The 17924-nt window shown below is 70.2% G+C and carries 16 protein-coding genes and 3 pseudogenes; 7 read left to right on the forward strand and 12 right to left on the reverse strand.

Annotated elements, in window-relative coordinates; translation table 11 throughout:
- Positions 1-16: 16 nt before the first annotated feature.
- The 6 genes and pseudogenes from AB0D74_RS01550 to AB0D74_RS01575 all read right to left on the reverse strand — a co-directional run bounded on the left by AB0D74_RS01550 (position 17) and on the right by AB0D74_RS01575 (position 5104).
- Entirely contained in the window at positions 17-235 is a 219-nt protein-coding gene (locus AB0D74_RS01550) for a hypothetical protein (protein WP_362579055.1), read from the reverse strand.
- 20 nt (positions 236-255) lie between these two features.
- Positions 256-477, reverse strand: a pseudogene (locus AB0D74_RS01555) (TetR family transcriptional regulator C-terminal domain-containing protein); the annotation flags it as partial.
- Between the two features lie 285 nt (positions 478-762).
- Positions 763-915: pseudogene (locus AB0D74_RS01560) on the reverse strand (IS1380 family transposase); the annotation flags it as partial.
- A gap of 27 nt (positions 916-942) precedes the next feature.
- Positions 943-3423: a DUF6493 family protein gene (locus AB0D74_RS01565; protein ID WP_362579058.1), complete on the reverse strand. Its 2481-nt coding sequence runs from the start codon at positions 3421-3423 to the stop codon at positions 943-945.
- Entirely contained in the window at positions 3378-3668 is a 291-nt protein-coding gene (locus AB0D74_RS01570) for a hypothetical protein (protein WP_362579061.1), read from the reverse strand. The genes AB0D74_RS01565 and AB0D74_RS01570 overlap by 46 nt, the downstream gene beginning before the upstream one ends.
- Complete coding sequence (locus tag AB0D74_RS01575; protein WP_362579064.1) at positions 3665-5104, reverse strand: SWIM zinc finger family protein; 1440 nt, start codon at positions 5102-5104, stop codon at positions 3665-3667. Before AB0D74_RS01575 ends, AB0D74_RS01570 begins: the two co-directional genes overlap by 4 nt.
- A gap of 293 nt (positions 5105-5397) precedes the next feature.
- On the opposite strand from AB0D74_RS01575, the pseudogene AB0D74_RS01580 reads away from it, so the two are divergent.
- Positions 5398-6205, forward strand: a pseudogene (locus tag AB0D74_RS01580) (IS5 family transposase).
- A gap of 25 nt (positions 6206-6230) precedes the next feature.
- Here AB0D74_RS01580 and AB0D74_RS01585 read toward each other — a convergent pair.
- Positions 6231-6692, reverse strand: a complete 462-nt coding sequence (locus AB0D74_RS01585; protein WP_362579067.1) for a pyridoxamine 5'-phosphate oxidase family protein — start codon at positions 6690-6692, stop codon at positions 6231-6233.
- A gap of 92 nt (positions 6693-6784) precedes the next feature.
- On the opposite strand from AB0D74_RS01585, the gene AB0D74_RS01590 reads away from it, so the two are divergent.
- A complete protein-coding gene (locus AB0D74_RS01590; protein ID WP_362579070.1) occupies positions 6785-7420 on the forward strand; it encodes a hypothetical protein in 636 nt (211 codons plus the stop codon).
- A gap of 492 nt (positions 7421-7912) precedes the next feature.
- Here AB0D74_RS01590 and AB0D74_RS01595 read toward each other — a convergent pair whose 3' ends face one another.
- Together AB0D74_RS01595 and AB0D74_RS01600 are read right to left on the reverse strand one after the other, a co-directional pair.
- Positions 7913-8563 (reverse strand): response regulator transcription factor, encoded by a 651-nt coding sequence (locus AB0D74_RS01595; protein WP_362579073.1) that lies wholly within the window; start codon positions 8561-8563, stop codon positions 7913-7915.
- A complete protein-coding gene (locus AB0D74_RS01600; protein WP_362580136.1) occupies positions 8560-9633 on the reverse strand; it encodes a histidine kinase in 1074 nt (357 codons plus the stop codon). Before AB0D74_RS01600 ends, AB0D74_RS01595 begins: the two co-directional genes overlap by 4 nt.
- A gap of 213 nt (positions 9634-9846) precedes the next feature.
- Between AB0D74_RS01600 and AB0D74_RS01605 the strand changes: the two genes are divergently transcribed.
- Both AB0D74_RS01605 and AB0D74_RS01610 read left to right on the forward strand, forming a co-directional pair.
- Entirely contained in the window at positions 9847-10572 is a 726-nt protein-coding gene (locus AB0D74_RS01605) for a methyltransferase domain-containing protein (protein ID WP_362579076.1), read from the forward strand.
- Positions 10569-11219, forward strand: a complete 651-nt coding sequence (locus tag AB0D74_RS01610) for a DedA family protein (RefSeq protein ID WP_362579079.1) — start codon at positions 10569-10571, stop codon at positions 11217-11219. Before AB0D74_RS01605 ends, AB0D74_RS01610 begins: the two co-directional genes overlap by 4 nt.
- A gap of 449 nt (positions 11220-11668) precedes the next feature.
- Here AB0D74_RS01610 and AB0D74_RS01615 read toward each other — a convergent pair whose 3' ends face one another.
- A complete protein-coding gene (locus tag AB0D74_RS01615; RefSeq protein ID WP_362579081.1) occupies positions 11669-12262 on the reverse strand; it encodes a TetR family transcriptional regulator in 594 nt (197 codons plus the stop codon).
- A 115-nt stretch (positions 12263-12377) separates the two neighbouring features.
- Here AB0D74_RS01615 and AB0D74_RS01620 point away from each other — a divergent pair, with 115 nt between their 5' ends.
- Positions 12378-13130, forward strand: a complete 753-nt coding sequence (locus AB0D74_RS01620) for an NAD(P)-binding domain-containing protein (RefSeq protein WP_362579084.1) — start codon at positions 12378-12380, stop codon at positions 13128-13130.
- A 198-nt stretch (positions 13131-13328) separates the two neighbouring features.
- Here the strand turns inward: AB0D74_RS01620 and AB0D74_RS01625 are convergent, their stop codons facing one another.
- Positions 13329-14252 (reverse strand): TIGR03619 family F420-dependent LLM class oxidoreductase, encoded by a 924-nt coding sequence (locus AB0D74_RS01625; RefSeq protein ID WP_362579086.1) that lies wholly within the window; start codon positions 14250-14252, stop codon positions 13329-13331.
- Positions 14253-14560: 308 nt separating this feature from the next.
- Entirely contained in the window at positions 14561-15502 is a 942-nt protein-coding gene (locus AB0D74_RS01630) for a LysR family transcriptional regulator (RefSeq protein ID WP_362579089.1), read from the reverse strand.
- Between the two features lie 186 nt (positions 15503-15688).
- Between AB0D74_RS01630 and AB0D74_RS01635 the strand changes: the two genes are divergently transcribed.
- Together AB0D74_RS01635 and AB0D74_RS01640 are read left to right on the forward strand one after the other, a co-directional pair.
- Entirely contained in the window at positions 15689-16561 is an 873-nt protein-coding gene (locus AB0D74_RS01635) for an SDR family NAD(P)-dependent oxidoreductase (RefSeq protein WP_362579092.1), read from the forward strand.
- A gap of 199 nt (positions 16562-16760) precedes the next feature.
- Positions 16761-17918 carry a sulfotransferase gene (locus AB0D74_RS01640; protein WP_362579095.1) on the forward strand — a complete coding sequence of 386 codons (1158 nt, stop codon included), beginning with the start codon at positions 16761-16763 and terminating at the stop codon, positions 17916-17918.
- Positions 17919-17924 lie beyond the last annotated feature (6 nt).

A 17924-nucleotide genomic window follows, 5' to 3' on the forward strand; every position in this document is an offset into this window, starting at 1 on the left:
CTGACAGTATGCCTCGTCACTCATCACCTACCGTTGCTGATGAGCCATCCACAAGTATTGACAATTTCTCCTGATCGTCCCAAAGGCGGTAGAGCGCCTCTGCTTCCTCAAACCGAGCGAGCGCATCGGAGGGGTTGTAGGCACAGGTCTCCGGATCGCGGTGGACGGCGAAGATCGCGTCGACATCGGCTGTGGTCGGGCGTCTCAGCGACAGCCGGTCGGTCTGCAGTTCCACGACTGCTGGGCTCCGGTCACTCATGTCGAGACCGCTTCACCGGGGCGGAAGACGTGGTTCAGGTGATGGTTCAACACTGTGGTCGCGGACTCCGGGCTGCGCTGGCCGACGAGGATGCTGGTGCCGAGTCCCGCAGACATGGCAAGCAGGCCGGCTGCCTCCAACCGTGCGTCCACACCGGGCTCGACCAGAGCCGCTTCCTGCGCCTGCCGGAGGAGTTCGGTCAGCGCATCTTCGGCGGCTCTCGTCGTGTGCGCCCCCGTGGATGCTGTTCAGGGTCGCGAGTACCGTGGCGTGGTCCCCAACTGGGTCCCCAGGCAGTGGGCACAGTGCGCGTCGGCCTTTCCGCAACCCTGGTGAGCGCACGCGTTACCACCGAGGGAGTCCAGGCCCAGCCGATCGTGGTTCGTCGGGCGGTTCGGTCTCCGGCGGGATCGGCAGGTCGATGAAGGGCTTCCAGATGCGGGGCCGTTGGGGTGACGGAGTCGTAGTCCGGCCGTTCGTCCAGGACTGGCGGGACGGGCGGGCGTCCAGGCGAGGAGGTCGAGCGGGAGGGAGACGGCATCCAGCCAGGATGGGTTCTGTGCGATCTCGTGCAGCGGCAGGTTGCGCAGGCCGGTGTCGCGGGCGTTTCGGATGCGGTCCCCACAGCGGGCCCGGCGTCGGTGGCGCAGTTCCAGGTGGGGACAAGTGCAGGTCAGAGCCGCTCAGCCCAGTACGTCGCGCAGCAGTCTCGCGTTCTTCACCACTTGACTCGATCCCCTGTGAGCAGCGGCCCTCGTGACCTCGGGGATCTCCCCCTTCGCCGCACAGCGCGAGGCGCAGTCGACGCCGAGGGCGAGCAACGCTCCGGTGCCCCGGACCACGGGGTCGCGCAGCAGGTGGGGCAGGGCGACTTCGAGCACGGACCAGACGGTGGCGTACGCGCCCGTCTCGGCAGCCATGCGCAGGGAGGCGCTCACCCGGTTCGCCTCGATCCATCTGCCGCGCAGCGTCTCGGCCAGTTGCCGTCCGAGCAGGGCGGTGTCCAGCTGCCCCCGCCCGGCGAGCACGAGCAGCGCGTCCACCGCCGCGTCGCGTTCACGCTGCTGGTCGTACGTGAGGGTGAACGTCAGTGCCAGGTGCAGCGCGAATCCCGCCGGGCCGCCGGACTCTGCCGCGAACGGCAGGGCGTGCGCCCAGCCGCGCATGGACACGCGGTACCTGAAGTAGTCGCGGGCCAGTACGACTTCACGGTGGTGGGGCAGCTGGGCAAACCAGAAGGGCGCCATCGGTTCGTGGAGGCCGCTGTTGCGGTACGGCCCGATCAAGGTCGCGGCGGGCGGGAGGAGCAGTGGGCCGGGGGCCGGCTCGGGGCGTATGTGGCTCACCCAGTCCGACGGGAATTTACCCGGGTGGGTGTCGGCCCAGTTCTCCGGCACGCGGTCCCAGTGCGGCAGACCGCCCTCGCGCAGCCACTCAGCCAGCAGTCGGCCGGCGTCGGACCCGAGCCGACCGGCCCCGCCCAGCACCTTCTCGTCCGTGGTCGGGGTAACCCGCAGCAGGGCCTGGGCCAGGTCGACCGGCGCGGGAGCGATGCCGAGTTCGTCGAACGCCGCCACACGCCGCACGAGTTCGGCGGCGCCCAGCGCACCGGTGGCGTCGGTCGGCACGGCCAGCAGGAACGGCTGTGTGCCGGCCTCGATGATGTCGACGGCCTCCGCGAGGCGCGCTTGGAGCAACTCCCCGGCCGGGGAGAAGGCGTCGAGCCTGAGGCGGTCGGCGAAGTTGCGCTCCCTGGGCCGGTCGCGCCGCAGCGCCGCGGCGACGTCGTAGACATCGGCCTGGGTGAAGTCCAGGGTGGCGCGGGGTTCCTTGCGCATGACCGGCTTCAGTGCCTGGGCCAGCCCCGCACGGTCGAGGTGGGCGTGCCGGACCAGTCCGTCCAGGACACGCTCGAACATCACGACGTCTTTGTCGTTCGCGACGACCGCGGCGAGCTCCTCGGCGACCTCGGCGGCTGTCTCGATGGGGCCCGGTACCGGGCGAGGCTCGGGCACGGCGGGCAGTATGTCGCTGTACCGGTCGACAAGTTGGTCGTCGGGTGCAGTGCCGAACAGTCCGGCGGCCCGTGCCGCAAGGCCCGGGTTGATCGATGCGGCGCCCGTGCGCAACCGAGGCAGTACGGAGTCGCCCGCGGTCCTGAGGTGCCGGGCGACCACGGCGAGGGCTCGCTCCTGCATGTCGACGTCACGGTGGTCGAAGACCGTGGCCGCGTCGAGCACGGCCCTGGCGGCGCGTGCGGGATCCTTGCGGGCCGCGCGGTCGAGCCGGGTGAGCTGTGTGCGGACCAGCTTCGTCTCCGGGCGGAGCAGGAGACGTTCACCCATCTCGGTGAGCACGTCGGGTTCCAGCAGTCCGGCCTCGTCCAGGCCGATCAGGACCTGCTGGGCGTAGGCGGCCACCGGCAACGACATGTCGAGGAGCGCCAGATGGTCTCGGACGGCTGGCGCGTTCTCGGCGGGGGTGAGGGCGAGGGCGTTCAGGCAGGCGAGCAGCGGCGCGGTCTCCGCGCGCGTGCCGTCCTGGAGCAGCCGGGGGAGCAACGGCGCGGCGAGCGCGAGGCGTTCACGGGCCAGCGCGCTGTGTTCGGCCGGGGTGAGGGCGAGTTCCGTCAGCGCGAGCGCGGCGTCACCTGCCGACACCTCGGGGGAGTCCAGGTCCGCGAGGGCGCGCCGGACCAGCGCGCCACGGTCGACCAGACCGTCGCCCTCGGCGGAGAGCCTGATGAACACGCCGAGCCTGGTCTTCTCCCTCAGATACAACGGGCCGTACCGCACCTGATAGTGGAATCCGCTCGCGCCGAGGGAGATTCCCGGCCGCTGCACGACCAGCGGAAGGAGTGTCGGCGCCAGTTCGTCTGCGCGCAGCCGCTCCAGGAAACCGGCGCCCGGCCGCGGCCCGCCGCGCAGATGTGCGGGATGCTCCCAGTCGCGCTCGCGCCAGCGCAACCAGCTGTCGATGAACCCGTCGGTAGTCGGGACGGGGCAGCGGGTGTCGTGGACAAGGTGTTCGATGAGGTCGGATCTGACCGTTTCCCCGGGCGTCGACCGGTCGGCGAGCCGTGCGGCCAGCTCGGCCCGCCAGGGGACGGAGTGGAGGTTCACGACGTCGAGCATCCAGACGCCGTCGAGCGGAAGGCGGAGCACGCTTGAGCCGTCTCGGGCTGCAGGATCCAGTCGGCCGCGGCCACGGGGTGGTTACGGCAGCCGAGTTCGGCGGCGAGCTGGGCGGCCTTCTCCTCCTCGGGACAGTGGAACCACCCGGCCCGCATTGTCGCGCGCCGCTCCTCCAGGGCCTCGGCCTGCGCCGCGCGCTCGTCCGGGGTCAGCGCGCCGAGTTCCCGGAGCACTCCTTTGACATCAGCAGCTGCAGCGAGTCGGACCAGTCTCATCGTGCCGTCTCCTGTTGTCCCGTGGGGCCTGTCGCCGTGGCTTCCGCGGCGTTTTCCGCTTCCCTGTCCGTTGTCGTTCCGCGCACCATGCCCACCGCGAGCACGTGTTTGCAGGGTCCGCGTCCGCCCCGGTACTTCGCCCACCAGAAGCAGGTGCAGCTCAACTGTCCCGACACCTCGTCGGTGCGGACCACATGACCGTCGTCGCCCTTCCCGACCCGGGCCAGCGGACCGTCGAGCCGTACCGCCCCGTCCGCGACGAGCGCCCGCGCCTCGCGCAACCGGGGGTTGCGCGTCTCAGCGGCGCCCGCGGTGAAGGGCAGGTGGCGGTGGAAGTACGCCTCGTCGGCGAGGTCGTAGCCGACCTGACCGGACGTGCCCAGCATGGTCAGTGCGGCACGCACCCGTCCGGTCCGCAGACCTGACTGCCGGGACAGCTCGACGACATCGATCCGCGGCTGCCAGGCCACCAGTTCGGCGATCCGTTCCGCGTCCGCCGTCGCGGGCCCCGTGGCAAGGTCGTGCAGCACTCCGCCTTCGCCGGAAAAGCCGCGTGAAGCGCTCTGGGAGAGCATCAACGTGAGCCGCATGCCCGGCAGTTCGACTTCCCACGCGCTGGCGGCCCCGTCCGCGGTAGCCGGGGCCGCCGGCGCGTACATCCGTACGGTCGTCGCGTGGCGCAGAACCGTCTGCAGGGTCAGCAGCCGTTTCGGGCCGGGCAGGCACACGGCATCCTGAGTCGGCCTGGTCGTGGGGCGCAGGGTGTGGCCCGCGGGTATCACCCAGCGGGTCGTACGCGCATCGGTCCGGCGGGGCTGCCGGGGCATCGCCCGCAACAGGGCGGCGGCCTCCACGGCGGGCACCTCGGCCCGAAGGACGAAGCCCGCAGCGAGCACCTGGGCCTCGGCGAAGCCGCGCAGCCAGCGCTCCGGCAGCGGTACCTTCTTCTCCACGAACTCGCCGTCGAAGGTGCGGACCGCCAACTCCTCCGGCCCGACGGCCAGATGAAGCGGGTCGAGCCCACCCAGAGCGGCCAGTGCCCGCCGCAGCGGCGGGTTGACATCCACATTCGTCGTGCCGTGCCCGAGGTCGTCGCCGTCGAGGCCGGGCGCGAGCACGTCGAGGCGGGCGTACACACCACAGCAGCCGGAGAACGACTCGAACCGCAGCCGCTCGCCGTCGGCCGTCACCACCGGGTCGAGCGACGCTCCGGCGCCCGGCCGGTAATAGCGGGCCGCCGTCACGTCGGCGATCGCGAGCAGCGCCGTCGCCGCGGCCGCCGGCGCGGTCAGGAAACCGCTGAAGAACCGGGGGGCGGTCTTCTCTCCGGCCGGGGAGGCACCGCCTGAGGTCTGCAGCGCGATCCTGCGCCCGGCCGGGGAATCCTGCACGACTGAAGGTCCCAAGTAGGAGTAGATCAGCAGGTGTTGGGTCACGCGTACACGCTATGGCCGGGCACTGACACCGTGCGGCCAAGGGGCGCCCACACACCGCTGGCGCCCCTTGGCCGTACTGGCCGGACGCGCACGCAGTGCTGTACCGCGCGGGCAACAGCCTCGGCGACGATCACCCCGACACCCTCGGCGCCCGCCACAACCTCGCCTACTGGCGGGGAGAGGCGCGGGATGCAGCCGGAGCTGCAGACGCCTGCACCGACCTCCTAGCCGACCGGATCCGAGTGCTAGGGCGTGTATCGGAAGTGAATCTTGAGGTGAGATGATCTTGCTTCGTGGCACGTGGAGATCTGACGGACGCGCAGTGGGCCCGCTTGGAGCCGCTGCTGCCCAGGGGCAAGAAGCCGGGACGTCCGCCGATATGGACAAGGCGGCAGCTGATCGACGGGATACGGTTTCGCACCCGCACCGGTGTCCCGTGGCGGGACATGCGGAGCGGTACGGGCCCTGGGCCCGGGGGTACGACCTGTTTCGGCGCTGGCAGCGGGACGGCACCTGGCAGCGGATCTTCGCCGCCTTGCAGGCTCAGGCCGACGCCAGGGAGCTCATCACCTGGGACCTCAACATCGACTCCACCGTGTGTCGAGCCCACCAGCATGCTGCCGAGGCGCGGAAAAGGGGGATCTGCAGGCCGAGCCGCCCGGCGGCATCGCCGTCGAGCAGGGGCAAAAGCCCATGTCTATCGTGATCACCGCCGGGCAGCGAGGCGACTCCCCGCAGTTCGAGCCCGTCCTGAAGGAGGTCCGCGTCGCCCGCCTGGGCTCAGGCCGACCACGCACCCGGCCCGACCGCGTCCGCGCGGACAAGGCGTACGCGTCCCGCAAGAACCGCGCCTACCTGCGGCGCCGCGGAATCCGTTGCACCATCCCGGACAAGGCCGACCAGGCCCACAACCGCAAGAAGCTCGGCTCTCGCAGCGGCCGGCCACCCAAGTTCGACGCCGAGGACTACAAAACGCGGCACGCAGTCGAGTGCGGCATAAATCGCCTGAAAAGGAACCGCGCCGTGGCGACTCGCTACGACAAGCCCGCAGTCCGCCACGAGGCGACCGTTCTCGTAGCGGCCATCAACGAGTGGCTGTGACCAGCGCATTCACACTGTCCCCGTACTACCCCAGCCACGCCCCATCGCGCATCACGACCCTGCCGCGAAGTTCCGGTACTCCGCGCCAGGCGCGCACTGTCTGCGGTGTCACGCGTAGGTACAGGAAGGGGCTCTCTTCCGTACGAGGATCCCAGCCGAACTTACCCGTGAACGCATCTGCGGCATCATTGGGCACTTCCCGCGAGGGATAGCACTTCGCCTCGCCTTGCAGCAGCACCACGTCGAAGGCGTCCGGCAGAGCCAGCCGTATGCGCGGCTCCGTATGCACATTGCGCGCGGTCGCGGAGTTGACGCTGGTGCACATCCACACTGCCTGCCCGTCCCACAGAAACCACAATGGCACCTGATGCGGGCCGTGGTCGAGGTGGGCCGTCGACACCCACATGTCGCGCTCCGAGCTGAGCCGCGCCAGGATGTCCCGCCTGCGCTCCGCCGTGGTACGTCGAGTGATCTCCGTAGCTTGCATGGGCGCCGACCTTAGCCAGCAGACTCACGGTGCGCATGGGGCGCAGGACCTAAGCCCCGAGGAGGACCACCGCCCTGGCGCCCACCAGCAACTTGACCAAGACCGTCAGCGCGGCGAACAGCACCCGCCACAACGGAGCGGCAACAGGCGAAGGACATTCGATACACGCCCTAGCACGCAGCGCCCTCGACCGAGACCAGATGTGGCAACAGGACGCCGAGCCGGACATCGTCGAGCGCCGCTCCGAATGCGTCAAACAAGTCCCCGACTACGTGGGCATGCTCGCCGCAAGCGCCGAGTATGAGGTCAATGCCTGGCAGGCCGCCTGGCAAGAGGACTGGGACACCGCCTCCCGCGGCGCGGTGCAGGTCCTCGACCTCCTGACCGGCGAAGAGCTGCGCCCCTACCAGGCGATGTGGGCCTACCTCGGATCAGCCTGCGCTCGGCTGGCAACCGACGCTCCGGGCGCCACAGCTCGGGCCGAACAACTGCTTGAACGGGCCCGCAAGGCCGCCTTCGGCACGTGGCTACAGGAGATCGAGGGGCGCGCGGTGGCCTCGCCAGAACTCGACGCCCTGGACACCGAGGCCGTGGAAGCCGTAGCCAAGGTGTACCTGTCGTCACCGAAGTTGAGGACGGCCGCCAAGTTCAATACGTTCGCGAACGAGATGCTGGCTAACCTGCGCGAGCAGTATTCCGCGAAGTACGAGGCGGGCTGGTCTCGCTAGGGGAACTGCTGGGGGGCCCGCTCGTTCAAACCGGCAGGTCAAGGACGCACGGATGCGTCGTGGCTGTGGCCATCCTGGTGGCTCACGGTCGAGGCCAAGAGCGAGCAGAAGTCCGAAGGAGGCGTCAGCCTCAGATACATCCGGCAGTCGAACAGCCAGCTCCGTCAGCTCGCCAGCGACGAGCAGGTCGACGAGGCGCCGCGCGACAGTATCAGCCTGGTCGTCTCCCCCGCGGGATGGTGAGCGACCTGGCCGTCCCTGCTGCGGAGCCCCATCTCTGCCTTGTCTCCCCGGACACGATCCTCGCGCTTGCCTAAGACCGACCGGCAATAGGCAGCCGTGGCTGAACGGTCACGGCACCACGTGGTGGTGATTTCGTCACCTTCGTTGAGGGTTTCCCGGTGGTGGGCACCTCTGGATTCCGTGAAGGACAAGGTAGCGGGCAGAGGTTGCTCCCTGGCAAGCATCTTGCGCTGAGCAGCCATCGGTTGATCAGGGGGCGAGGCCGGCGTCGCGGGCGAGGAGCGCGGCTTGGACGCGGTTGGTGACTTCGAGCGCGGTCAGGATGCGGCTGACGTGGGCCTTGACGGTGCTTTCCTTCATGACGAGGTGACGGGCGATGTCGGCGTTGGTGTCGCCTTGGGCGAGGAGGGCAAGTACGTCGCGTTCGCGGGGGGTGAGCCGGTCGAGCCGGGCCTGGGCCGCGGTGGCTTGGGGCTGGTTGGTTGCGTGGTAGCGGTCGATGAGACGGCGGGCCGCGGTGGGGTGGAGCATGGCCGAGCCGGCGGCTACCAGGTGGACGGCGCGGAGGATTTCGGCCGGGTCGGTGTCCTTGAGCAGGAATCCGTCGGCTCCGGCGGCGAGGGCGTTGTAGACGTACTCGTCGAGATCGAAGGTGGTCAGGGTGATCACCTTCGGCGGGTGGGTGAGGGCTCGGAGCCTGGTGGTGGCGGTGATGCCGTCCATGCGGGGCATGCGCACGTCGACGAGGGCGACGTCGATGCGGTGCGCGGTGGCCTGTTCGACGGCCTGGAGACCGTCGGCGGCCTGGGCGACGACCTCGATGCCGGGGTCGCCTTCGAGAAGGTCGGCCAGGCCCAGGCGGACGAGGGCGTCGTCGTCGACGATCATGGCGCGGATCATGTGCGGGGGCCGTTCTGCTTGGTGCCGGCGGGGTGGGGGATGCGGGCGGTGAGTCGCCAGGCGCCCGCGCCTGCGGGTCCGGCGTTCAGCTGACCGCCGAGAGCGGTGACGCGTTCCCGCAGGCCAATGAGTCCGTACCCGGAGTCGACGGAGCCACCCTCCCCGGGAGTGCCGGCCGTGTTGGTGACCTCGACCAGTGTCGTCGACGGCCCGTAGTCGACGTGTACGGACACGGGGGCGCCGCCGGCGTGTTTGCGGGCGTTGGTCAATGCTTCCTGGACGATGCGGTACACCGCCAGACGATGGGTGGTGGGGGCCTGTTCCGGGTGGCCATGGGTCGTCATCCCGACGTGCTGGCCGGCGGCGCGGGCTTCGTCGACCAGTTCCTGCACATCTCTCACGGCCGGGGTCAGTGCGGCAGATGCCTGTGTGGTGTCAGGGTCGCGCAGGGCGCCGAGTACGTCGCGAAGGTCCGCCAGGGCCTCGGTGGAGGTGGTGCGCAGCAGGCCGAGCCGTTCGGCGACCGGCGCGGGGAGCATGTCACTTCTGGTGATCAGCACTCCGGTGTGCAGGGCGATCAGGCTGAGGCGGTGTGCGAGGACATCGTGCATCTCCGCAGCAATACGGGATCGTTCCATGACGCGCGCGGCCTCTTCACGCAATTGTGCCTCGACACGCAGGTGTTCCATGTCGGCGGACAGTGCCTGCATCAGCTGGCGGCGGCCGCCGAGCCACAGTCCGGCGACGAAGGCGAACAGCAGCACGAACAGCGCGGACACATACCGTTGCTCAGCCCAGATCCGGGATGCCGGAAAGCCGACCAGGTTGGCGGTCAGCGCGACGACGGCACAGCCCACAGCCACCCGCGTCCGCCGGGCCACGGCCAGGTCGAACATGACGATCGCCAGCAGCATCAGCGTGAGCCATCCCCACCACGCGGTGACCGCAGTGACGAGGAACGGCCCGACCGGCCAACGCAACCGCGGCACCGTCAGGGCCACTGCGCAGACCACCGCCGAGGCCGTGACCGGGAACAGGTACCGGCCGTCGCTGACGGTTACCCCGTTCATGGCGGTGATCAGTACGAAGAGCGCCACGATTGCGGCCCGCCCGAAGGTCGGCGACCACCTTGAGACCGTGCTTCTGTTCACCGTGGCAATCCTAGAAAGGCCTGCGTTCCGCTCCCTCCGGCCATCGTCGGCGCCCACCCCCTACCTTCGTAGGGGGAATCGGTCGCACAACGATGGATCAAAGGACGGATAGGGATTTCTAGCGTCTGATCCATGAAAAAATGGACCACCTCCCACGACCGTGTCCTGGCGCAGCGCCATGCCGAAGGCTGGATGTTCCTGATCGAGGCGGCTCGTGATCTGCGGGCCACCGGCGCGATAGCCCCCAGCGGCAGGGCCCTGGCCCGCGCCCTGACCGATCCCGTCCGGGCCCAGTCGCCCCGCCCCCTAGCAGTCCTGGAGGCCGGCGCAGGCACCGGCGCGGTCACCCGGACCCTGCTCCCCCGGCTCTCCCGAGGCAGCCGCCTGGACATCGTGGAGGCCAACCCTCGATTCGCCGCCCGGCTGCGCGGCCTCGTGGCCACGCACCCGAGCCTGGTCGGCCGTTCCGGGCAGGTGACCGTGCACCAGAGCTACGTGGAACGGCTCGACACCACCCAGCGCTACGACGTGATCGTCTCCGGCCTGCCGCTGACCAACTTCGCCCCTGCCCAGGTCGAGCGCATCATGGCCCGCTACCTGGAGCTGCTGCACCCCGGCGGCACCCTCACCTACTTCGCCTACCTCGCCACCCGCAAGGCCCGCGCCCTGACCGCCTCTCGAACCGAATCCCGCCGCCATGCCGCCGTGGACGAGGTCATGGCCACCTACCAGCGCCGCTACGCCACAGGACGCTGGACGGTATGGGCCAATCTGCCCCCCGCCCATGTCTGGCACCTGCGACGCCCCCTCGTCCGCGGCGACTTCCCCGGGCAGCAGTGCGACAGGGCACGACGGTGAACGCGCTCACCGACACCGTCGGCCACCTCCCGCCGTCCTTGGCCTACACGGTGCTGGCCCTGGCCGTCCTCGCCGAGTCGATCCTCCTGGCCGGCGCGTTCATCCCCACGCTCTCCCTGCTGCTGACCGCCGGCGCCCTGGCCCGCGCCGGTCACCTCAGCCTTCCTCTGGTCATCGCTGCCGCAGCAGGCGCCGTGGTAGTGGGCGACTTCCTCGCCCACCGCACCGGCCGACTCCTCGGTGATCAGCTGCGCGCGGGCCGCGTGGGCCGTCGCATCCCCGGTGCCGCCTGGCACCGGGCCGAGACGCTGATGACCCGGCACGGCGGCCGGGCCGTCCTCCTGGCCCGTTTCCTGCCCGTGGTCCGAACGCTCGCCCCCCACTTCGCAGGCGCCACCCGACTCCCCTACTGCCACATCGCCCCCTATAGCGTCACCGCCGCCTGCCTGTGGGCCACGGCCGAAGCCGGCGTCGGTTACGCCGCAGCGACGTCTCTTCAGCAGGTCCTCACTCTGGGCGGCCCCGCCATTGTCGTGGCCGCCCTGATCACCATCGGGTTCGCACTCCTGTGGCGTCGCTCCCGGCACCCAGCACGACAGGCCGGCGCGGCCTCGCGCGCTGCCTCCGACCGCCAAGACGCGGCTTGAGCCTGCCCACCGGAGCGCAGCTTGGTAACTCACTGTCCCGTCTCAACGAACCGGGTCCACTGCGGTTCGTCCCAACGAAGTTAGTCGCCCCTGATCAGCAGCTCAGGATCGACTGGGTTCGTTGAGACGGGACACTCACTCCCGTACCTCACATGCCGTGGCCTTCGTCCAGCTCGACTGTGATCCGGACCATACGCGGACCAAGAGCTGCCGGCTCCTCTTCCGGCACCGCATTCACACTGGTCAGAGCACCATCCACCGCTGTACCACCACCAGACCAAGAATCTGCTGGTTTCGTACTCGCCGAAGAAGCTGGGGTTCTTCTAGAGAAACAGAACAAGGGCGCCTGAGCCGGGAAGTCTCCCGCCAGGCGCCCTTCTCGTGCCCCGGCTTCATACGCCAGGGTTTGGTTTCAGCCTTTGGCATCCCGACCCCGGTATTCCTGCGGATCAGCCTGGGGCGAGTGCGGCGAATGCCTCGTCGAGGAGGGCGACGAGGTCCAGTCGGCCGTCGGAGTCGCTCCAGTGGTCGACGGCGACATTGAGACAGTCCAGGGCGGCTGAGGCGCGGACCCAGTGACCGACAGTGGGGGGCAGGGCCGAGCCGTCACGTTCGGCGAGTGCGCGGGCCAGGGCCGGTCGCCAGCCGTGCTGCTTCTCCAGCTGCCGTGCGCACAGTGCGGGGGTGTCGCGGACCAGGCGGGCCATGGCCAGGGAGCCGTTCGGGTCCTGGTGGTAGGGCTCGACGGCCGTCCCGAGGGCACGGCGCAACGCGGTCCAGTCGTCCTCGTCGGCGGGGCGCTCGCTCAGGGCGCTCGCGACCCGCTCGCCGTGGGTGTCGAAGGCGCTGAGGACGGCATCCTCCTTGGTGCCGAAATAGCGCAGGAACGTACTGCGGGAAACCCCGGCGGCCTTCGCGAGCTCGTCGATGGTGACCTTGTCGAAGCCGTCCCGACGGAAGAGTTCGAAGGCCACGAGGCCGAGTTCGGTGCGAACGGCGGCCCGCGCGATGTCCCTGATGTTCGTACGTGCTGCTGCCTCCACCGCGCGATTGTACCTCCCACACGGACTTCGCTTGCAGATATGAATCTGCGTAGCTAGCCTGACACTCAGTTTCACTTGAGATCTCGGATTCCAGAACAGGTGGGGTGTACAGGCGATGACGCGAACCCTTGGGCTCATCGGCAGCGGGATGATCGGCGGCGGGTTGGCCGGTCTGGGAGTGGGCGCCGGGTTGGACGTCGTGCTGAGCAATTCCCGCGGACCGGAGAGCCTCGCCGACCTCGTGGCCCGACTCGGTGGCCGCGCCCGGGCGGCCACCGTGCAGGAGACCGCGCGGGACGCCGAACTCGTCGTGGCCACCATCCCGTTGAAGAACTACGGCCTGCTGCCCGCCGACGCGCTCGCCGGCAAGATCGTGATCGACACCATGAACTACTATCCCGATCGCGACGGTCGGATCGCGGCCCTGGACACGGCCGAGGCGACCTCCTCCGAGCTGGTCCAACGGCACCTGGCCGGCGCGCGGGTGGTGAAGGCGTTCAACAACATCGACTTCCGTCGGCTGTCCACCAGCGCCCGCCCCGCCGGCGCCCCGGACCGCAGCGCGCTGCCGATCGCCGGTGACGATCGGGAGGCCAAGGACACGGTGTCCCGGCTGCTGGACGTGCTCGGCTACGACGCCGTCGACCTCGGCGGCCTCGCCGACAGCTGGCGCACCGAGCCCGGCACGCCGGTCTACGTCCAGCCGTACATGGCCGAGCGACCCGAAGAGATGAGCCAGGAGGAGACGCAGCGCTGGTTCTGGGAGACACCGGGGGTGCCGGTGTCGGCCGCCCAGGTGGAGGACCTGGTGGGACGGGCCGTACGCCGTCGCGCACAGGACGCCAGCACGGGCGGCAGCGCAAGCTGAGGCGCATGAAGCCCTTTCACGCGCTCATCCCGCCGGTCACCACCGCCGCGACGCTCGCCGCCTCCACAGCAGCACCGGGCACGGAGGCCGAGCCGAGCCGTCCGCCCCCGGCGACCAAGGCGGTGCCGGGACCGACGCGGCCGGAAGTCTCGGGCCCGGCACAGGGAGTTCGCGCGCCCGTTGAGGATCTCCGCCGGGTCAGTCCGCCGCCCTCAGGTACGTCTCCCCGAAAGCCGTGAGGAACTCCCGGGTCGCCGCGGGTTCCCGGGTACCACTGGAGACGATCACCCAGGTCACCCCGGCCTTCTCGAGCTCGGCGAAGGCCGCCCGGTGGCGGTCGGCGTCGGCCGCCGGATCGGTGAGGGACCGGTCCGGGTAGGAGAAGGCCACGTCGAGCGGCTCGGAGCGGCCCGCGGTCTCGGCGGACGAGCGCATCTCGGTTATCTGGGCGGCCAGTTCCGCGAGTGAGCCGATGGCAGGCGTGCGCGCCGTGGCGGTGAGCTGCGCCGTCCCGGACATCGGCAGCCAGCCTTGTGCCCGCTCGGCCGCCCGCCGGCGGGCCAGACGCGAGTTGCCGCCGATCCACACCGGGATCGGGTCCTGGACCGGGCGCGGCCGGGCGATCACGTCGCGCGCGTCGAAGTGCCGTCCCCGGTAGCTGAACGGCCGACCGCTCCAGTGCAACGGCAGCACTTCCAGCGCTTCGTCGAACAGGGCGTTGCGCTCGGCGAGTTCGACCCCGAGGGCGTAGAACTCGCTCTTCTGGTATCCGGCGCCGAGGCCCAGGACGAGCCGCCCGCCGGAGAGCGCGTCCAGCGTCGCTGCCGCCTTCGCGAGCAGCAGCGGATTCCGGTACGGGGCGACTGCCAGGTTGGTCACGAGGCGCAGTTGCCGGGTCGCCGCGGCCACGTACGACAGGGCCACCAGCGGGTCCAGGGTCTGGTGGCCGCCCGAGGAGAGCCATCGCGCGCCGGGCGCCGGATGCTCGCTCAGGGAGAACCCGTCGAATCCGGCGTTCTCGGCGGCCACGGCGATCTCGTGCAGAGGGCCCGCGGCCAGGGCATCCGAGTCGGGCCCCGCCCCCTCGGGGTAGTGGAAGATGAATCGCAGCCGGGTGGTCATGTTCGGGGCTCCGTCCGTCGAGAGCGAAGGTGCGGGTGGGCTCACCGGGCATCGGGTGCACATCGGGCGCCCCCGCTTCACGGGGTTCGCGACCGGGCCGGGGACGTCCTGGAACGCGCGGCGTGGGCGCACCGTCGGTGCGCGTCTCCAGGGACCCGAACCGCTTGTGGTTCCCGCGTGCGACGACGCCGCGTGATGCACGCCCTGCATTCCCTGCGGCGCCGGGCCGGAAACATCAATCGACCCGGAAGAGAATTGCATTCTCAATGCATGGCTCCTCCACGGCCCCGGCCGCCGGAGGGGTGCCGTCAGTGTGTCCAGACCGGAGAGGTCAGCCGGGCCCGCCACGCGCCGGACTCGATGAGCCGGGCCGTTTCCTCCTTGATGATGCCGCCCACCCGGGTGGCCAGTCCGCGCGGCAGATCCAGACGGGACGTCACGGAGACCCGCAGCGGACGGGTCAGGGCGGGGTCGAACAGGGAGGCATGGCACAGGCGGTGCGAGGCGATTTCCCGCACGCACGAGGAATAGGGCAGGACCGCGAATCCGTGGCCCGCCGCGACGGCTTCCTTCATGAGGTCGAGGGAGTCCGTCGAGAGGTGGGAGGAGAGCCGCATCTTCAGCCGGAGCGCGACGTTCTCCAGAGCTGTGCGCACACCCGCCCGTGACGCGGGGAGGACCAGCGGCCACGCGCAGAGCTCGGCGAACGACACCGCCGTGTCGGCGCTCAGCCCGCAGTCCCGGCCGCCCACCACGACCAGGTCCTCGACGACCAGGTCCTCCTGGAACAGCCGGCCGTCCTGCACCGGATCGAGCAGGGCGATGTCGAGCGAGCCGTCGAGCAGCCACGCCACGAGGTTCTCCGTCGGCGCGGCGCTGACCTGGAAGGTCACCCGTGGGAACGCCGCCCCAAGGGCTCCGAGAAGAGGCAGGGCCAGGGTGACGGCGGCCGTCTCCGGCATGCCCACGTGCAGCCCGCGCTCGATCCGCGCCAGGGGCGATCCGGCGTAGCGCACCGCGAGTTCGAGACGACGCAGGGGTCCGGCGACGGCAGCGCGCAACCGCTCGCCCTCCTGGGTGAGCCGGACGCCGCGCGCGGTACGGCGAAACAGCTGGACCCCGAGATCCTCCTCCAGCAGGCGCACCTGGCGGCTGAGCGCGGGCTGGGCGACCCCGAGGACGCCGGCCGCGCGATTGATCGAGCCTTCCTCGGCGACCCGCAGGAAATAGGAGAGCCGATGAGTGTCCACGCCCTTCACCGTAGCGACGGGCTATACCGGAGGGCTATATCCGCGCGCCGGAAATTGTATTGGCCGTTCGCGAGAACCCAGTTCTAGCATCGCAACCGGGAGTTTTCCTCGGGCATCGCGGCCCCTTCCCGGCGGTCGCGACACCCGGAGCCGTTGCCAGGAGACCACGCCGGAGAAGGGGACCCTGTGAATGCTCAAGAGCCGCACTGGGACAGTGTCATGGGCATGGACCGCCTGCCCACCCACATCATCGACAAGTCCGTGCCCGAGCTTCTCGACCTGAGCGGACGCAAGGCCATCGTCACGGGCGCCGGCGGCGACGGGCTCGGGCAGGCCACGGCACACAGGCTCGCCGGCTGCGGCGCCGATGTCGCCCTGGTCGGGCGGACGCTGGAGAAGGTGGAGCGCAGGGCGGCGGAGGTGGAGAAGAAGTGGGGGGTACGGGCCGTCCCGATCCGGGCCGACCTGTCGGACTGGGACGAGGTGCACCGGGCGGTACGCGAGAGCAGGGACGCGCTCGGCGGCCTCGACATCATGGTGAACAACCCGGTGATGTCCGTCGCGGGCGCCTTCGAGCAGCACACCCAGGCCGAGATCGACACGACCGTCCTCGGCAGCCTCACCATGGTGATGTACGGCGCCCACGCGGCCCTGGAGCACATGGTGCCGCAGGGACACGGACGCATCGTCAACATCAGCGCCGTCGGCGGTCGCGTCCAGCAGAAGGGCCTCACCACGTACTGCGCCTGCAAGGCGGGCGTCATCGGCTTCACCCGCAACCTGGCCCACGAGTTCGCGCCCCGCGGCATCAACGTCCTCGGTGTCGCCCCCGGCATCATGATCAAACCGGACATGCGGCGCTACCTCACCGCCCCCCGCGACGACCGGGAGCGGGCCGCGCGAACCGCCATCGCCACCACGTTGGACCAGTACGTCCAACTCGGACGGGTGGGCCTGCCCGAGGAGGTCGCCAACATGGTCGCCTACCTCGCGTCCGAGGCCGCCGACTACATGTGCGGCCAGACCATCGATGTCGCAGGCGGAATCTGGATGGGCTGAGACGGCCGCACCGTGCGCGGACCGGGAGGGCCGGCGATCGTGACGGTCCACGGTCCTCACGACCTCGTCGGGTCGGTCCGTGCCACGGCTACCACGCCCGCCGTCGCAGTCCCGTGGGACCCGTCTCACGGAGCCTCGAAGGCGATGGCGGGCACCCGTCCGTGCTGCGCACCTGCCGCCCGACTCCGAAGGGTTCACCATGTCACCGCACGACGAACTGCTGACCGCTGCCCGCGAACAGACCGGACTCGACGACTTCGGCGACGACTCCTTCCACGAGGGCCTCGAACTCCTCGTCGGCGACCTCCGCGACCACGCGCGCCTCAACGCCACCGGTCAGCGCTCGATGCCCGCGCTCCTGGTCAAACTGCTCAGCCAGCGCCTCCGGATCGAGGACTGGTACCGGCGCCATCCGGAGATCGACGACGAGCAGGTCACCGCGCCGCTCATCGGCATCGGCCTGCCGCGCACCGGTTCCACCGCTCTCTCCTTCCTCCTCGCCGAGGACCCCGGCGCCCGCTCCCTGCGCCGCTGGGAGGCGAACGAGCCGTGCCCGCCGCCCGGCACCGTCGAGGGCGACGACCCGCGCATCGAGAACGGCAAGGCGCAGATAGCCGAGATCACCCGCCTGTCGCCACGCACCCTCGCCATGGTCCCCGGCAGCCCCACCGGCCCGATGGAGTGCCTGCCCCTGCTCGGTCTGTCCTTCGCCTCCCACTACTTCCAGGCCTTCGCCCAGGTGCCGAACTACTCCCGCTGGCTGCTCCACGACGCCGATCTCTCGGCTGCCTACGCCTACGAGCGACGCGTCCTCAAGCTGCTGCAGTGGCGCCGCCCGGCCATGCCCTGGCGGCTGAAGACGCCGTCCCACCTGCTGTGGCTCCACCACCTCGACTCCGCCTTCCCCGATGCGCGCTTCGTGTGGACCCATCGCGATCCGGCGGCCGTCATCGTCTCCGTGGCCGACCTGTGCACGGAGGTCGCCGGCCGCTTCAGCGACGACGTCGACCCGAAGGCCATGGGGGCGCTCAACGTGGAGCACTGGTCCACCGGCATGGCCCGTGCCCTCGCCTTCCGCGAGAAGTCCGAGGCCCGCGGCGAGGACCGCTTCCACGACATCGACTTCCGCGCGATGCAGCAGGACCCCGTCGCCGAGGTGCGCCGTCTGTACGCCTGGCTCGGCGAGCCGGTCACCGCAGCCTTCGCCGACGGCATGGCCGCCTGGTGGGAGGAGTCGGCTGCCCACCGAGAGCGGGCGGCACACCCCGAGCCCGCCGCCTTCGGCATCGAACCCGCCCGCATCACACCGCTCTTCGCCGACTACACCGCCCGCATCCCCCAGTGGACCCGGCACTGAGCCGAG

Source organism: Streptomyces sp. NPDC048278, from assembly GCF_040652195.1.
GTDB lineage: Bacteria > Actinomycetota > Actinomycetes > Streptomycetales > Streptomycetaceae > Streptomyces.